The following is a 16,696-nucleotide window of genomic DNA, read 5'->3' as shown; positions in this document are numbered from 1 at the left end:
ATGAGAATGACAGTCGTGAGGGAGGATCAGCACACGCGCACCGTTTCGATGCCGAGGAGGCGACCGAGCTTTTCGATCTTGCCGGCGATGTGCCCGACCCCGATCGCGCAATGATGCGCCGGGCCTTGCGCGTTCCAGCCGTTGACGAAGGCGCGCGCACCGATCGGGAAACGATAGCGACTGTTGGTGTTTCCAATCTCGAGAATGGGTCCGGCGACGGATTCGCCTTCAGCGCAGAGCAGCGCGACGCTGCCGTCAGCCTGTTCGATCACGGAGAGCAGTGTCACCGGCCCGTGCCGCACGGACATTTCGACGGACAAACCGCGTCCGACTTTTCCGTGATAAACCTTCAACGGGCGCACCTTGGTCTTGCCCTGTGCGATCGCGATATGTCCCGGACCGTCGTGGCCCATCAACACGACGTCGTCGTTGAAATCCATCGCGTAGTATTCCGTGAACGAACCGCCCGCACCAAACGTATCCATGATCTTCATCGCCTGGACGTTCTTGATCTCGTATTCGCCGGCGACGGGCACGCCGCGCGCCGTGAGCAACGAATTGCCGAGGATGATCGAGCTGATCGCGTCCTCGTTGTCGCGATTACCCGTGCCCATGTAGTAATACGCCAGCGAACCGAGATCGTGCGCCCGCACGAGCGCGTCGAGCGCGATCGAGGTGCGCGCCGCGCGCTCGAGTTCCGCGGACGCGCAGTCGGACTGCACGTCGAAGGTGCGACGAAATTCGCCGACCCGCGTCTTGATCTGCCGCGCCGTCACCTCGCCGCGGCGCGCCGCGAGCTCGTCGACTTCGACGATTTCCATGTGCCCGCCAAAGGTCGCGCACTGCCGGGTGATGTCCGTGGCGATGTCGAGCATGCCGCCGTAATAATGCCCCATCAATCCGAGCCGGTTGTGCGCCATCGTGTGCGCGACGCGCGCCGCCTCGAGCCACGCCTCCACTTCGTCCCAGCAGGCCGGATCGTCGTGCAGCATGCCGGTGATCTGATGAAACGTAAGGCCTGCGCGCTTGAAGACGTTCGCGATCTCCGGCACCGGACACGCGGCACAGTGCGCCAGCCATTCGCCGGTCATGCTCGTGCGATCGGTCATGCGATTGAACGCGTCGTAATCGATCGCCGCGGCCGGCTGCAGATTCAGCACGATCACCGGCACGCGCGCGCGCTGCACGACCGGCAGCACGGTCGACGACAGCGCGTAGGTCGTAACGTGGAGGAAAATGAGATCTACGTCTTCGCGGCGAAAACGATGTCCCGCCTCGAACGCCTTCGGCGGGGAATCGATCAGGCCGAGGTTGACCACCTCCACATCGGGGCGCTGCAGCCGCCCCGCCACGACGCCAACATAGCCTTCGAGGCGGCGGCGCAGGCCTTTGAATTGCGACCAGTAGGTTTCGAGGCCGATGCCAAAAAGTCCGACACGCAGTTTCGTTTTCATGAAAGGGAAGGAAGCGGGTTGAGCGTTTTCAGTGAGCGGCGGCGGCGGATCCCACAAAGCTGCCGTAGCCGACGACCAGCGTGGAAAGAATCAGCACCGCGATGCCGGAGGCGATCAGCACATGCGTCCGGCGGCTGCTCCCGCGCCATTCGCGGAAATACACGCCCCAGAGCGTGCTGAAAATGATGATACTCGCCATATGCAGCGTCCACGATGCGAACCCGAACCGCCCCATCTGCGTCTCGCCCATCGTGTAAAAGAAAAACTGGAAATACCACGTGGCGCCCGCGAGCGCGGAGAAGAGATAATTCGCCAGCCGCGGCGCCTTCAGGTCCACCACCGCGATTGAACGCGCCTTCGTGTCCGCCCCGCCGCCGCTGTGCTCGCCTCCGCTCGCCTGCAGCCCTGCGTGCTCGGGCCGCACGTGTGAGGCGAAATATTGATAACCGGTGCGATTGCGCACATGGAGCGTCACGCAGGCGATCAGATTGGTGGTGAAGCCGCCCAGCAGCACGACCACGAGCTTCGGCAGGCCCGTCCAGATCGGATCGGTGCCCGCGGCGAGCGACGCATCCGCGATCGGATTGCCCGCGGTCAGCGCAAACGCGAAGCACGCGCTCATGATGCCCGAGAACGTCGCCACCAGAATTCCCTTCGTGAACGCAAACTCGGCGATCGCCTTCTTCTTCTCCGCCGCCGGCATCTCGCGCTCCTTGTTCAAACCGGCGAGCGCCGCGATCGCGATGCCCAGCAGACACACCACGACGCCCGCGAGCGTGATGCGGCCGGACGTCGTCGCCGCAATTTCACCGATCGTCTGCACAACCGGAATCGTCGGCGCGAATGCCTTGAAAATCGGCGGGAGCAACGTGCCGAACGCGGCGCAGTAACCGAGCGCGACGCCCATGCCGAGCGACATGCCGAGATAACGCATCGTCAAACCGAAGGTCAGACCGCCCAGGCCCCAGAGCGCGCCGAAGAAATACGTCCAACCCAGCGTGCCGGCGGATTGCTGTCGGATCACGCCCTCGACATCGTTCGTCAGGATCGACGCGAGCAGCCACGGACAAACAATCCACGAGAACACGCCGCCCACGAGCCAGTAGGTTTCCCACGACCACTTTTTCACCCCCTTGTACGGCACGTAGAAGGAGCCGGACGCGAGGCCGCCGAGCCAGTGAAACAAAACGCCGAGAAAAGGATTGGGGATCATGAATTGAGTCGAGAGGTGTGGGTGCGCGACATCGCCGCCGGAGATATGCGAGCGGAAGTCTTCATTGTTCGCGCAGGAGCGACACCGGTCCGAGCAGGCCCGATGGCAGCAAGCGCGCATCGTCCTTCAGCGGGATGTTCGTGCGCGTGAGTTTCTGTGCTGCCGGCAAATATTTGTCTCCGATCAGCCGGTTGGGCCAAAGGTTGACGACGTCGATCTCGAGCTGGTTTTCGCCCGCACGCAGCGCCGTGCCGAGGTCGATTTGCCACGGCGCCGTCCAGATGACGCCAAGTTTCACGCCGTTCAAACGCACCTCGGCGAGATTGTGAACCCGGCCCAAATCGAGCAGCCAGCGCTCGCCCGTCGCCGGCGACGCTTCGAGGTGAAATCGTTTCAGGTAGGTCGCGGCGCCGGAATAGAAACGGATGCCCTCGTCGAGGCTGAGCGTCCAATCGGTCAGGCTGGGAAACTCGACTTCGGCCGGGCCGCCCCACTGCGGATCGAATCGCACCGACCACGCGCCCCGGAGCGTTTGCACCACCGTGGTTGCCGCAAAGTTCGGCACCTGCGTCGCGCTCGGACGGAGCGGTTGACGAAACACCACAAACCACGATTGATGCGGCGCGAAACGCAGCGACACCGTCGTCGTGGTCGCAGCGGTCGTGAACTCCGTCGCGTCGCGTCTCGCGCCGGTCACCGGGTCCCAAAGCTCGGGCTGAAGTCCCGCGACGCGAAACGTGCACGCGACGACGTCGGTGCGAGCGTTGCGATTCACGACAAAATAGATCTCCGCGCCGTCCGCGGTGCGGTGAATGAAATCGAGCGAACCGGCCGCGGCATCGAACGTGAAGTCCGGCTCGATACCATCGGCGGCGAGCACCGCGCGAACGGCTTTCCCGCGAATGACACGTCCGCGGCCGAAGCGGTTTTCTTGAAGCGTTTCACCGTTTGTCGCGCCCCAAAGCTCGGCGGCGATCGCGCGCACGTCGGCGTCCGACTGCGGATAATTGCGCAAGCCCGGATCGCGCTGCGGCGGCGCGCCGACCACCGTCGCGCCGGCGGCGACGAGTTCGCGGAGCTTGCGCGCGACCTCGACCGGCATCGTCTCGCTCTCCGGCAGCACGAGCGCGCGATAGCTCATGCCGTCCGGCAACACGAGCCGACCGTCCTTCACCGCGAGCCGGGTGAGCAGCACCTCGGTGTTGCAGACGTCGTAATCGTAACCGGGCCCCAGATCCGGCGGCACGTGTTTCGGCGGCACGATATTAGGCGCCCAATCACCGTTATAGTAGAGCACGTCGGCAACGAAGACGCCCTCCTGAAGGAGATGCTGGCAGCGGCCAAGGTAATCCAGAAACGCGCCCGACTGCTCCCACCACGTGAGGTTTGGATTGAAATGCGTGCCGGCGCCGTACTCGTAGCCGGGTTTGCCGTCCTCGGGTCGCGTCGCGGTCGAGGTGTGAAACACGAGGCGGTTGATGCCTTCGCAAAAGGCGCGGTCCGCCATCGGCTTCAACGCCGCCGGATCGTCGCTCCAGTGCGCGAAGGTCGTGAACGCTTCCGCCGACGCCGTCTTCTTCCCATAGACGTGCGCAGCGGTCGCGACCATTTTTGTCACCTGATTCTGTCCGTCCTGCACGAAGCGGTAGTTGTCCTGCCAGAATTCTCCCATCGGGCGGTCGCTGCGACCGAGATTTTTCAACGTATCCATGCACATGGTACCAGACCAGCTCGGGCCGGCGGATTCGTTCTGCACCTCGAGTCCGTGCCCATGGGAAAGCTCGGCGAAGCGCCCGTAATGCGCGTCCGCCATGCAATCGGCGACGGTGCGGCGGTAATCGTAGAGGAAGCGGTCGGACACTTCGGCGCTTTCCACCAGGCGTCCGGCAAACACCGGCAAATACGGCGTCGGATCGTAACCGCGATAGTGCTTGAATTTTTCGAGAAACGTCACGGTCCAGTTCGGGAATCCGTCCTCGAAACTGTCCTCGTGAAAATACTTCAGCGTGCCGCCGGCAAGCGGGCCCGCTTCCTCGAGCAGGATTCGCCCGAGGTGTTCGAACTGCGCTTCGACACCCGCCTCGTCGAGCCAGTCGACTTCGAGTCCCTCACCTTCCGGCAGCGCATACGCGGTGCGCGCGCCGGTCATGCGGTGACCGGTCCGCAGGATCACCCAGCGCCCTGCCGGCACATCCCACTCGAGCCGGCCGTCGGCACCCAGTTTCGAGGTGACATCGATCACGCCTTTCGCCGGCACCGGTGCATCCGCCGGCGACGCCGACCACGGGATCAGCGTCGGGTCCATCACTTCATGCGCGCGCGCGTGGCTGCTTGCATCGAGGCGATTGCTTTTCGCCGGCAGCAGCGCGCCGCGCGCCGCGCCGAGCTGCGTGCCCGCCGGCTCGGGCTCGGGAAACGCGATCACCGACGAATCCCGGTAATCGAGTTCGGCCAGCGGCAGGTTGACGTAGTTTTTGATGAAGAGCTGGCGGGCGTTTTCGTAGCCGGTTTTGTTTCCTGGCAGCGGCAACACCTCGGAAAACTTCGCCGGACCCTCGACCACCACGGACGATTGCAGAAACCAACGGCCGGAATTCTCCGGCTTGATCCAAGGTCCGCCCATGCACCAGCCGGTGCTGAGATTCACGCCGACTTCGAGGCCGAGTCGATGCGCCTCGGCGAGCGCGTGGCGGTAAAGTTCACGCCATTCGCGTGAGAGAAACTTCGGCCCCTGTGGAATCGGTCCGGTGCCGAAGCCGGTCGTGCTGTTGATCAGCACCACGCCGCCGATGCCCTTCGCGCGAAACTGCTCGAGATCCCGCGTGATGCCGGCGTGGTTCACGTTGCTGTTGAACCACCACCACATGGTCGCGGGCTTCGCCGCATCCGGTGGCCGGGCGAAGCCGGCGGCCAGTTCGTCGCGTTCGCAAAAGCGATCGATATACGCGATGCTCGCCTGTCGGCGCGAATCGGTCGCCGATACCGACGCGCCAAAGCCGAAGCAAAGGTGCGGTTTTCCTGCCGCGATTCGAACGGCGATACCTTCGGGTTCGCGATACACCAGATCGGCAAACGCATTCGTGTGCGCCTGGTCGACGACGGTGCCGCTTCGCCAATCGAGCACGAAGAGCGTGGCATTTCCCGGCGGCGGGTTGCTCTCACCGTAAGCAGTGCCGCTGTAGACATAGAGCCAGTCGCCAAACGTGCACCAGCCCTGGAAGACTCCGAAATTTTGAGGGAGCGAAATCTCGCGCAGCGGTTTTGCGTCGCCGGCCTTGAACGCAGCCAGATCGTAAAGCGCGATTTTCCAGCTGCCCTCGGCGGAAACGTAGCGCACCGCGAGACGACCATGAGCGAGGTCGAGGCTCGGCGTGCAGGCGCGCGCGCCGGCCGCCGGGGTAAATTTCTGGATGGCGGGCGAGGTCGTCTCGAGCGTTGTTCCGTCGACGAAACGGAAGCGTCCGATCCGCGTTCCCCGCCCCACGCCCGCGGCGTTGGGCTCAGAATCGACCTCCGTCCAGACCAACACCTCATCGCCTTCGCGCTCGATGCCCATGGCCACGCCGTGACCAAATCCACGGAGCGTCATGTGACCTTCGATCCGCGCTCCATCGCGGCTGAGCTTCGTCAGGATCAGATCGCCGCGCCGGCTGTGTTCCGCAAACGTTCCGCCGGCATTGGATCCCTCAACCTGGAGCACGTAAACGTGACCACCGGCGTCATCGAACGCGAACGACTGCAGGATGTGCCGCCGGTCCTGAAGCCACTTTGCGCGAAACAAGGTCTGCGGTTCCGCACGAAGATCGAAGCGCGGCGATTCTGGTGCAGCCGCTTGTCCCACCGGCGCACTCCACGCACCGAGCACGATCGCCAGTGTCGCTTTCACCCACACCCGCCAGCGCCCGAATCGGCGGGCATTCGCAAGGGTTTCAGGTTGGAGGCGGAAGGCGATCGCGGGTTGTTTCATCACTGTTTGATCAAGGCGGGTGTAGTGGTCGGTGTAATCAAAACGGAGCGGAGAACGAATAGCGGCCGGACTCCACGGCATAAACCGCGACGCCCAATTCGACGCGGAGACGGCGGATGCCCGGACGGTACGCGGCCGATTCGGCGCCCTCGGTCACGCCGTCCGGATCGGAGGTCGGCACGAATACCGTCGCGCTGACGTTGGCGGGAATCTCGACCTTGAGTTCGAACCGGCCGGCGGTGCGCTTCCAGGCGGAGACGATTCGTCCGCGCGGCGATGCGTGCGAGGCGCGCGCCCACGCGATGCCGCTCACGGGTTGCGGACGGACGATCGCACGCTTGAAACCGGGCGCCTCCGGATCGCTGCCGAGCCCCGCCAAATCGCGGTAAAACCATTCGGTGATCTGGCCGAGCATGAAATGATTGTGGGACGACGTCCGGCGGGCGTTCCATGCCTCGGTAAGGGCGGTCGCGCCCTGGGCGAGCTGATAGCCGTATCCAGGTTTCTCCGACTGATTGTTCATGTCGTGGATCACGTCCCCGCGCCCGGCATCCGCGAGCGCGCGAAGCAGGTAGCGGTAGCCGACATCGCCGGCGGTCAAACCGCGGTCGCGCACGTCGCTCACCAACGCAGCAAGCACACGCGGACGCTCGGCCGGCTCGACGAGACCGAGCACCAGCGGCATGGCGTTGGCGCACTGCGAGCCGGTCGCATAGACGCCCCGCTCCGCATCGAAAAACCGGCGGTTGAACGCGGTGCGAATTTCGGCGGCCCGGGTCGTGAAGCGAGCGGCATCCGCCGTATGGCCAAGCCGCGTCGCGATGGCCGCCAGGGTTTTGATGTCCTCGTAATAGGTCGCCGTGGCCGTGAGCCCCAGCGGCGTGAGCTGCGAAACGCCGGGCGGCTTCGGACCGATGTCATACCAGTCGCCGAGCCCGTGAGAAAGGATGTGGCCCTCGGTGCGACTCGCCAGGTAGTCGGCGTAACGGCACATCGCGGGATAGTAGCGGTGCAGCGGTGTGTCGTCGCCCGTCCATTCGAAGTGTTGCCAGGCAGCGAGCACGATCGCACTGCCCCACTCCGGCGAATCGCGGAAACCGCCGCCGAAGATCACGAACTCCGGCGCGATATCGGGCACGAGGCCGTTGGGCAGCTGCGCATCCGCCATGTCGCCGAACGTCTTCGTGTAGAGCTGCGCGAGGTCGAATTCGTAGCGCAGCGATGGGCCGTTGAGATAATACTGTTCGAGCCAGCCGAATTTTTCGCGGTGCGGGCAGTCCGTGATGACGGAGACGAGATTGCTGCGCTGAGCCCAGCGCACGAGCGTGCGGATGCGGTTGAAGAGTTCGTTCGAACAGGCGAACTCGCCGGCGGGAGGGGAGGCGGTGTGCACGACCACGCTCTCGAGCGATTCGATCGTGGGCAGATTCCTCCCGTCCGGCGCCGACAGTTCGACCTGCAGGTAACGCGCCCCGGTGTAAAAGAATTTCGGATACCACTCCTCCGCGACATCGCCGCCCCGCAGCGTGTAGCTCCACCACGAGCCGTTGGGCCCACGCATGAACGACGACGTATCGATCGATCCATCCGGCTGCAGCAGCTCGGACGGCGTCATTTTCACGGTCGCCCCCGCGGGGCCGCGCACGCGCAGCCGCGGCATCATGGACGTATTCTGGCCAAAATCGTAAACCCGCACGCCCGGCCGAAGCTCGTTGACCGTTACGGGCTGGAACACGTCGTGCGTGCGCAACGGCGGCGCCGCATGCGAGATTCCGCGCAACGCCCCGCCGGGGCCCTCGAACACCATGGCGCTCGTCCAAGCGGAATCGTCAAAGCCCGGCTCCGTCCAGCCTGCCAGCGCGCGACGGGCATCGTAGTCTTCGCCGCCATACACGTTCTCAAACGTGATCGGACCGTCGGCGCTCAACGTCCACCGCTCGTCGGTGCCGATGAGTTCGACCGTGCCGTCAGCATATTCGAGACGGAGCTGCGCGATGACGGTCAGCGGCCGGAACAGGCTCTCGAATTTCCCGTAGCGTTCTGCGCGCACATTATACATGCCGCCGGCGAGTACGACGCCGACGGCGTTGCGCCCCGAGCGGGCGAGGTCCGTCACCTCGTAGGTGTCGTAGAGCGTGGTCTTCTCGTAAGTCGTCCAGCCCGGCGACAGCAGGCCGTCGCCCACCCGGTGGCCATTGATCGCAAGTTCATAGTGACCGAGCCCGCTGACGTGCAGGAGCGCGCGGCGCAAGGCGGGCTTCACGATGAACTCGCGGCGCGCGAGCAGCGTGGCGTTATCGCGCGTGTTCGCGCCGCGAGTCTCTTTGCCGTCGACCACGGACGCCGCGCTCCAGCGGCCGGTTTCGAGGCTGTCGCTCGCCAGGACGGACGCGCCGGCGGCGATGTTTTTCCCTTCGGAAACAATCTCAATCTGGCTGAGCGCGAGAAAGTGCCCAGCGCCGTTGCGCCGCAACTTTGACGTCGCAAGGCGGACGTAGCGGCCGCGCACACCAGGCGGAGCTGTAAACGTGGGCACCGTCGTCTTGATCGCCGTGCTGGTATAGTGGAAGTCGTCAGCCGTGTAATCCGCGATCGTCTGCGCGGTCGCGAAGTCGGGGTCGTCCGCGGCCTCGAGCTTGAACCGCAGCGGCAATCCCTGCGAATCCTCGAGGACCTGACGAACCGGATACAGACGCACGCTTTCGATCGGCCGCGAGGCGCCGAGATCGACGCGAATCCATTTCGGCTCCGTCGCGTCACGGGTCACCTGCGAGTGAAAACCAATTTTCGGTCGCACCCATGGCAGGAGCCCGGCATCCGTGATCCAGCGGGCCTTCCACTCTTCCGCGGCGAGCACGCCCATCGTCCAAGTGGCCGGCGTGCTCCAAGCCGAGGCGCGTCCCTCGCGATCCCACGCGCGCACTTTCCAAAAGACCTGCTCGGATGACGTGAGCCGCCGGCCGGCATAAGGAACATGCAACTGTTCGTCGCTGTGGCGGCGGCCGCTATCCCAGAGATCGCCGCGATCGCGTTGGAGTTGGGCCAGAGACGAAGCGACCAACACCTGCCACGCGGTCTGACGCTGGCCGCGCTCCTCGCTGCGGAGTTTCCAGGACAGACGCGGCGGCGACGAATCGATCCCGAGCGGATTTTCAATGCCGTCGCAGCGCAGATCGTAGAGCTCGAGGCCGGCCGCACGCGCCGGCGCAACGATGGCACACAGCAGGGCGGCGAGAATCCCGGCGAAGAGGCGCATCCGCGGCCGGATTCCAGCGACGCGCCCGGAGAAACCGTTTTTGAAGGGCATGGGAGAAGACCAAGACACTACGGCGAAAAGAAGACGTTTCCCGGAACGTGGTTCCGGAAAACGCCGTCGCGCTCCGCGGCCCCGCGTTCGCACGCAAGGCCGGGAGCGGAGGGCCCGCCTGACGGGCGGGATCGTTTCGAAAACCTGACTTAGAACGAGAACGTCGACGTGACTTCCCAGGTGCGCTCGGCGCCGATGCGCCACGCGGCGATGTCCATGGTCGTCAGATCGCCGAGCGTGACGGGGTTGGCCTTCACCGGAATCATGAGGTCGTCATTGAGGAGATTCCGGACGTTGAGCTGGATCTTCCAGTTCACGCGGCCGTGGTAGATCTTGCGCTGGTAGCTCAGCCACGCGTCGTAGGTCGTCTGGGAGGGCCCCATGAACGGATGCTGGACATCCGTGACGTTGCCGAGCACCGGGTCGGTGATCACGGGATAGCCGATCGCGATCTTGTCCTGCCAGCGCGCGGCGCCACCGATGCCCCAGCCTTTGAAACGGGAGGCGCGGTCGAAGGTGTAGTTGGTCACCAGGTTCGCGCGCCACTCGCGGAGTTCCGGCATCTTCTGGCCGATGGAGAGCTTGGCGGTGTTGAGCGGGTTCACCATGTAGGTGGTCGCGTAGGAATCGACGCGTTGCACGCCACCGGCGAGCGTCAGCGGCCAGAGCTCGGGCTTCTGCCACTGGGCGAGACGCTCCTGGATGAGACTCGTGAGCAACGGGCTCGTGTCGCCGCGCACCGCTTCCTGCTGGGCTACGTTGAAGCCGATGCGCCAGTTGCGCGTGGCGTTGTAAACGCCCTCGATTTCGTAGCCCTTGGAGATCGAGCTCGTCGTCTCATAGGTGGCGCCGGGACTCGTGTATTCGGCGTTACGGGTGCCGTCCTCGCGCTGCTCGCCCACCCGATAGTTATAGTTCGAGAGATAGCGCTTGAACATCTCGGACGCGCTGGCGCTGTCGAAGCCGACATAGCCGATGGAATCGAGGAAGCTCTTCGAGAGCGAGCTGGTGATGCGCGCTTCGAGATCGACCGTGCGCACGAGCACGCCGCTCAGGCGCGTGTCGGTCATGTTATCCTGCGTGGTCTCGTAACGGGCAACGCGGAGCGTGAAACGATTCTCGAAGGCGGAGATGCCCGCGCCGAATTCGCGCGTGGTGCCCTCCTGCGGCGGGAGATAGTCGCCAAGAATGTTGCGGCGCACGCCCATCGAGACGTCGAAGTTCTCGGACTCGTTGTAATAGAGCGAAAGCGACGGCCGGCCCGGCAGTCCGCGCAGCCAGCGCGGCGGAAGGTGCAGCGCGAGGCCGTAGCTGAACGTGTCCTTCTCCGTGATCTCGGACGGATCGAAGTCGGGCCGGACGAGGGTGCGACCGCCGGTTTCGGGATCGGTGGCGGAGTTGGTGCCACGGGCGTTCTCGACCTTGTCGTGGCGCCAGCCGAGCGTGGAGACGAGCGTGTTGCGCCACCAGTCGCTCTGCAGGATGATCGCGCTGGACTGCGCCTTGTTGCGGAGGCCGGTGTTCGAAACCACGAGATACTTCAGGTCCTCGGGATCGTAGTAGCTGTAGGTCGGGACCGACTGACGCACCCATTTGTAACCGGTGCCGACGTTCTCCACCATCACGTCCACCGTTGCCGGCATGCTCAGTTCGCCCTGCACGCCTTGCAGGTTTGCCCCGGCAGGGCTCGCCGCATTCGCGAGCGACGGTCCGAGGTAAACGACGCTGGAGATCTTGCGGCTGGTCGCGATCGTGTTGCCGTTGAGGCCGTCGCGGAAGGCCGGGCCGACGACCTGCGGATAGCCGCCGAGGGTGTAGTCGGAAGTCCGGAGATCCGAATACATCGCGCTGACCGTCTGCGTGCCGAGGAGCCGGCGCAGGAAGCTGTTGCCCTCCTTCGTGAAGTCGTGGCGCAGGAAGGCCGTGGCGCGGCCGGTCTCGTAAAGCTTGTCGTAATTGTAGAAGTAACCGTTCGAGGCGATGAACGGACGGCCGAAGTTGGGATTGGGGCGGCCGTCGGGCGTGACGGTGTTGACGTCGATGAAGATATTGTTGCCGCGATAGCTGTTGCTGATGCCGCGCAGCATCGACGAGTCGGCGGCCTGCCGGTCGTAGACGAGTTCGATGCCGGCGTCGCCGTTGAGGAAAAGCTGTTCCACCGCGACGTTCACCGTGTCGAAGTCGAGCCACGTGCCGCTGTTCGGGCCGTCGAGAAGCTGGTTGCGGTAATCAAAAATGGAGCGATCGAACAACTGCTTGCCGACCATGAAGCCAGCGAGCGGATCCATGGTGACCGCCGCCGCGATTTCCTGGCTACTCCGCGGACCGAGAAAACGATAGGTGATGCCCGGCGCGTTGGCATAGGGCACCATCGCGTCGCCCGGCAGCGTGGCGTTTGTATCCGTGTAAATGAGACCGACGTTCTGCGACCAGTTGCCCGCCATGCCGTCGAGATTGTTGGCGCGCTGGTAGGCCTTGGTCGCGGCCGAGGTGAAGTTGTTGTCACGGGTCGGCTGGCCGAAGTCCCACCAGGTGGTGAGGCTGTCCACCGGCGGGTCTACGCGCGGCAGCCGCTGGTCGAGATGGCCGTGCTCGGCGTTGAGCCGGATGGTGGTGGACTGGAACGGTCGAAACGTCAGCGCACCGAAATAACGCTCCTGGTCGCGGAACGTCGCGTTCTGCTCGTAACGGCGGTTGTCGTCCAGCTGCGCGATGCGCAGCGAAAGCTTGTCCTTGATCAGCACGCGCTCGACGTCGAGGGACTGGCGAAACGTGCCGTAGCTGCCCGCGTGGAGCTTGACCTGGCCCTTGTTTTTGAACTGCGGCGCGAGCAGGGAGTTTTCGATGATGCCGGCCGGGCTGCCGAAGCCGAAGAGGATCGCGTTGGCGCCGCGGTTCAGGGTGACGCTCTGGGTGTTGTAGGCGTCGAACGGAATGCCGGGGCTGATGAAATAGTTGCGGGTTTCGTCGGCCGCCGCGAGCCCGCGCACGCGCGTGGTCGGACTCGTGGATTCGCGCATCGGATCGAACGTCTGCGCGGCGGTCTCGCTAGTGGAACCGGAGTAATTGCCGCCCACGCCGACGACCTCGGTCCCGGTGGTGTAAACGAGCAGACCCGCCGTGTCGTTTACGCCCAGATCCTCGAGCAGATCCTTCGTGACGACGCTGATGGAGGCGGCGATGTCCTTGAGCGGCGTGCGCAGCCGCGTGCCCGCCAGCGAGTCAGTCGCGATGTAGCCGTTATCCTGTTCGGCGCTGACGACAAAGGGGCTGAGGAGCAGCGGCTGGTCCTCGGAGTTGGTTTCCGCAGACGTTTGGGTCCACGCGGTCTGCGCCGCGAAAAGGCCGGCGGCGCCGAGGCAGCCGCGGAGCAGGGTTCGGATTGTGGGGATTTCCATGAGGTTGATGCTTGGGCGGTTTTGGGAGGAAAGCCTTCGGGCCAACGAAGACGAATGGCTATGCAAAGTCGCTATTACACCATGCCGAGGGGTCCACATGCCGCGCCTGCGCCGATGTGGCAGCGGGCTCGGCGATGGCCGTCGTGGATGCAGCGGCCGGAGCTCGTTTCACCTCCAGGGAGCGCGCCAGCCGAAGCGTTGTATATTTATTCAGCATTTGAATTCCATCACCACAGTTGACGCTTCTCCGCTTGTCAAGCCCCGGAAACCGCGCCGGCGCGGCACTCTCCCGCGGGCGGTCGTGCCACCCGGTGGTTGACACGCGACCTCGCAGGTTTTTGAGATGCAGCCCTCCCCCCGATGCCGCATAACTATTCCGACGATCGGCTACGCCTGGCCGCCCGCCTCTACTATATCGATGGTCTCGGACAGAACGAGGTCGCGAAGTTCGTGAAGGTTTCACAGGCGAAAGTGTCGCGGCTGCTCGCCCTCGCCCGGGAACGCGGGATCGTCCGGATTTCGGTGGCGGAGTATGACCCGCGCCGGCGCGATCTCGAGGGCCAGCTATGCGAGCGTTTTGGCCTGGCCACCGCGGTGGTGCTCAAGGCGATCGACGGGTTGAACACCTCCGATTTGCGGCGCGCTGTCGGCCACTTTGCCGCGGGCCCGGTGGATGCCCTGATCAAACCGAGGGACGTCGTCGCGGTCGCCGGCGGGCGAACAATTCACGAACTGGTGCACCATCTGCCGGAACCCAAAAACCGTGCGCTGACGGTCGTGCAGGCGATGGGCAGCGTCGATTCGCACGTCAACGCCTTCGACGCGCAGGAAGTCGGTCGCGTGCTCGCACAACGGCTCGGCGGCTCGTTTCTCACTCTGAACGTGCCCGCGTTCATGCCCGACAAGCGCACGCGCGATGCTCTGCTCCAGCTCGAGCAGGTGCGCGTCGTGCACCAGCGACTCGGCGACGCCGCCGTGGCGCTCGTGGGCATCGGCACGTTGGAAAATTCCGTGTTCCTCGAGCGCGGTGTCTTGACCGCTGATGACGTGGACGAACTCGCGGAGGCGGGCGCGGTCGGGGAGATCGGCGGCCGCTTTTTTGACGCGAAGGGCAACGAATGCGATACGCCGTGGCGCGACCGGGCGATCAGCGTCGAAGTCGAGCAGCTGCGCCGCATCCCCCTCGTGCTCGGCGTCGTGTCGGGCAGCGATCGCTCCGACGCGATTCTGGCCGCAATCCGCGGCCGACTCGTCAAGGGCCTGGTCATCGACGAAGCCGGAGCCACCGTGCTGCTGGCGATGTCCAGCTCCGCCGCCGCCAAGATGAAGAAGCGCAAGAGCTGAGCCGCATCCGCGGCGCCCCTTCACGCCCGCGGCATCGGCCGCGGCGCAGCCAACGGCCGCCCGGTAAACGGCGTCAGTTTTGAGCGGCGCGCTTGCCTCCGCGTTCCGCATCTTCGCCGGCGCTCAGCTTCGACGTCTTTCCATTTGTGGCGTCACCAAACGGGTGCGCCCGCCGCGCCAGCGGGGACACGAACGAACGCCCCACTTTTCCCTGTGGCCCCGCGGTATCGGGCTTGACAGCGCCGCCCGGCGCGACGGTATTTGATTTGTAATGCAGCATAATTATTCCGACGATTACCCATCCCCTGCTGCCACCGCGCTGCTCGTCGAATTGAAGGCAGCCATGCCGGACCGAAAACCTACCGGGCTCGCGCCAAATGACCCGAATCGCCGCCTTGGCCCGATCGCAGTTCCGCTTGCCGATGCACACGCCGCAGCATCCCGCCCCCTCGCCGACGCCGCTTTTCCCCGCGAACGCACTGCCGCTCGTTTCGATTTTCTCGTATCATGACCAATCCTGACACGGCCCGGTCCACCGGGGCGTCCCGACCGTCCCATTTCCCGCTGTCCGCCCAACGGCTTTCGCTGGGCGACGCGCTCGCTTCCGCCCGCGAAACCAAAGCCCTGTTCGTAAGCCCCGGCCTGATCGCCCGCGTGCCGAGGTTCTTCCGCGAGCAGTTTTCCGATCGCACCGCGCTTGTCGTCGCAGACCCGGCTTCGTTCCAAGCCGCCGGCCGACAAGTCGCCGAAGCTTTCGAACGAAGCGGGCAACCGATGCTCCCCCCGTTTGTCTTCAGCGATCCGAACCTCTATGCGGAGCACACGTTCGTGCGACAACTCGAGGAAGCCTTCCGTCACCACGCAGCCGTGCCGGTCGCAGTCGGTTCCGGCACGATCAACGACCTGGTAAAGCTCGCCGCGCATCGCACCGCTCGCCCCTATCTCTGTGTCGCCACGGCCGCGTCGATGGACGGCTATACGGCGTTCGGCGCTTCCATCACCTTCGAGGGCGCGAAACAGACGTTCGATTGTCCCGCGCCGCAGGCCGTTGTGGCGGATCTCGAGGTGATCGCGCGCGCGCCATCCGAAATGACCGCGTCCGGCTACGCCGATTTGCAAGCGAAGATCACCGCCGGAGCCGACTGGATCCTCGCCGACATGCTGCAGGTTGAAGCGATCGATCCGCGGGCATGGGAAATCGTGCAGGGAGGACTCCGCGATGCTCTCGCCGATCCGGCCGGAGCGCGGGAGGGTCGGCTCGCCGCGATCGCCCCGCTGACGGAAGGACTCATGCTCGGAGGCTTCGCGATGCAATGGAGCCGCTCGAGTCGTCCCGCTTCCGGCGCCGAACATCAGTTCAGCCACCTGTGGGACATGGAGCACCACACTCACCGCGGAGAGCCGCCGTCGCACGGTTTCAAGGTGGGCCTCGCCACCCTCGCCGTCACCGCCTTCTACGAGCGTTTGCTCGAGCAGCCGCTCGAGCGGCTCGACGTCGCCGCCTGCTGCGCGCGCTGGCCTGAGTCCGCAGCCGTCGAAGCCTCGGTGCGTCAGCAATTCGCGGCCAACGATTTCCTCCCGACCGCGCTCAGGGAAACGCTCGCGAAACATCCCACGCGCACGGAACTCGCAAACCAGCTGGAGCGTTTGCGCGCGGTGTGGCCCGAGCTGCGCGGACGGCTGCGGGCGCAACTGATTCCGTCGAACGAACTCAAGCGCCGTCTCCAACTCGTCGGCGCGCCGGCGGAGCCGGAGGATATCGGCATCGACCGCGCGCGGCTGCGCGCGAGCTTTTCGCGCGCGTATCACATTCGTCGCCGCTTCACCGTGCTGGACCTTGCCGTCCGCACCGGGCTCATGGCCCCGCTGCTCGATGAACTTTTCGGCGCCAATGGTATTTGGCCCGTCGATACGGCCCCCACCTCCTGAACGCCTTTCCCGTGAGCGACTCCGCCCTTCCCGCCACCGCCACCCGCTCGAGCGACGTCGCTGCCGCCGAACGCGACCCGCGTT

Annotated in this window: 7 protein-coding genes; 2 read left to right on the top strand and 5 right to left on the bottom strand. The window is 64.9% G+C overall.

Annotated features, from left to right (window positions below; all coding sequences use genetic code 11):
* Positions 1 to 26: 26 nt before the first annotated feature.
* The 5 genes from AC6RV7_RS09395 to AC6RV7_RS09375 form a co-directional block, all read right to left on the bottom strand.
* Positions 27 to 1,454 (bottom strand): arabinose isomerase, encoded by a 1,428-nt coding sequence (locus AC6RV7_RS09395; protein WP_500093714.1) that lies wholly within the window; start codon positions 1,452 to 1,454, stop codon positions 27 to 29.
* Positions 1,455 to 1,482: 28 nt separating this feature from the next.
* Positions 1,483 to 2,667 (bottom strand): L-rhamnose/proton symporter RhaT, encoded by a 1,185-nt coding sequence (gene rhaT / locus AC6RV7_RS09390; protein WP_500093713.1) that lies wholly within the window; start codon positions 2,665 to 2,667, stop codon positions 1,483 to 1,485.
* A gap of 61 nt (positions 2,668 to 2,728) precedes the next feature.
* A complete protein-coding gene (locus AC6RV7_RS09385) occupies positions 2,729 to 6,634 on the bottom strand; it encodes a phage baseplate protein (protein ID WP_500093712.1) in 3,906 nt (1,301 codons plus the stop codon).
* A 37-nt stretch (positions 6,635 to 6,671) separates the two neighbouring features.
* Complete coding sequence (locus AC6RV7_RS09380; protein WP_500093711.1) at positions 6,672 to 9,941, bottom strand: family 78 glycoside hydrolase catalytic domain; 3,270 nt, start codon at positions 9,939 to 9,941, stop codon at positions 6,672 to 6,674.
* Positions 9,942 to 10,090: 149 nt separating this feature from the next.
* Positions 10,091 to 13,339: a TonB-dependent receptor plug domain-containing protein gene (locus AC6RV7_RS09375; RefSeq protein ID WP_500093710.1), complete on the bottom strand. Its 3,249-nt coding sequence runs from the start codon at positions 13,337 to 13,339 to the stop codon at positions 10,091 to 10,093.
* Positions 13,340 to 13,699: 360 nt separating this feature from the next.
* On the opposite strand from AC6RV7_RS09375, the gene AC6RV7_RS09370 reads away from it, so the two are divergent.
* Entirely contained in the window at positions 13,700 to 14,683 is a 984-nt protein-coding gene (locus AC6RV7_RS09370; protein ID WP_500093709.1) for a sugar-binding transcriptional regulator, read from the top strand.
* A gap of 507 nt (positions 14,684 to 15,190) precedes the next feature.
* Positions 15,191 to 16,612: a sn-glycerol-1-phosphate dehydrogenase gene (locus tag AC6RV7_RS09365; RefSeq protein ID WP_500093708.1), complete on the top strand. Its 1,422-nt coding sequence runs from the start codon at positions 15,191 to 15,193 to the stop codon at positions 16,610 to 16,612.
* Positions 16,613 to 16,696: the final 84 nt, after the last annotated feature.

The organism is Opitutus sp. sgz309028 (assembly GCF_059821195.1).
The sequence above is the reverse complement of the archived record's forward strand: the minus strand, read 5'-3'. Positions and strand labels throughout refer to the sequence as shown.

What these genes read in the sequence shown, in the direction of transcription:
- AC6RV7_RS09395 (WP_500093714.1), bottom strand. Translation starts at nt 1,454, where the DNA reads ATGAAAACGAAACTGCGTGTCGGACTTTTTGGCATCGGCCTCGAAACC.
- rhaT (WP_500093713.1), bottom strand. Translation starts at nt 2,667, where the DNA reads ATGATCCCCAATCCTTTTCTCGGCGTTTTGTTTCACTGGCTCGGCGGC.
- AC6RV7_RS09385 (WP_500093712.1), bottom strand. Translation starts at nt 6,634, where the DNA reads ATGAAACAACCCGCGATCGCCTTCCGCCTCCAACCTGAAACCCTTGCG.
- AC6RV7_RS09380 (WP_500093711.1), bottom strand. Translation starts at nt 9,941, where the DNA reads ATGCCCTTCAAAAACGGTTTCTCCGGGCGCGTCGCTGGAATCCGGCCG.
- AC6RV7_RS09375 (WP_500093710.1), bottom strand. Translation starts at nt 13,339, where the DNA reads ATGGAAATCCCCACAATCCGAACCCTGCTCCGCGGCTGCCTCGGCGCC.
- AC6RV7_RS09370 (WP_500093709.1), top strand. Translation starts at nt 13,700, where the DNA reads ATGCCGCATAACTATTCCGACGATCGGCTACGCCTGGCCGCCCGCCTC.
- AC6RV7_RS09365 (WP_500093708.1), top strand. Translation starts at nt 15,191, where the DNA reads ATGACCAATCCTGACACGGCCCGGTCCACCGGGGCGTCCCGACCGTCC.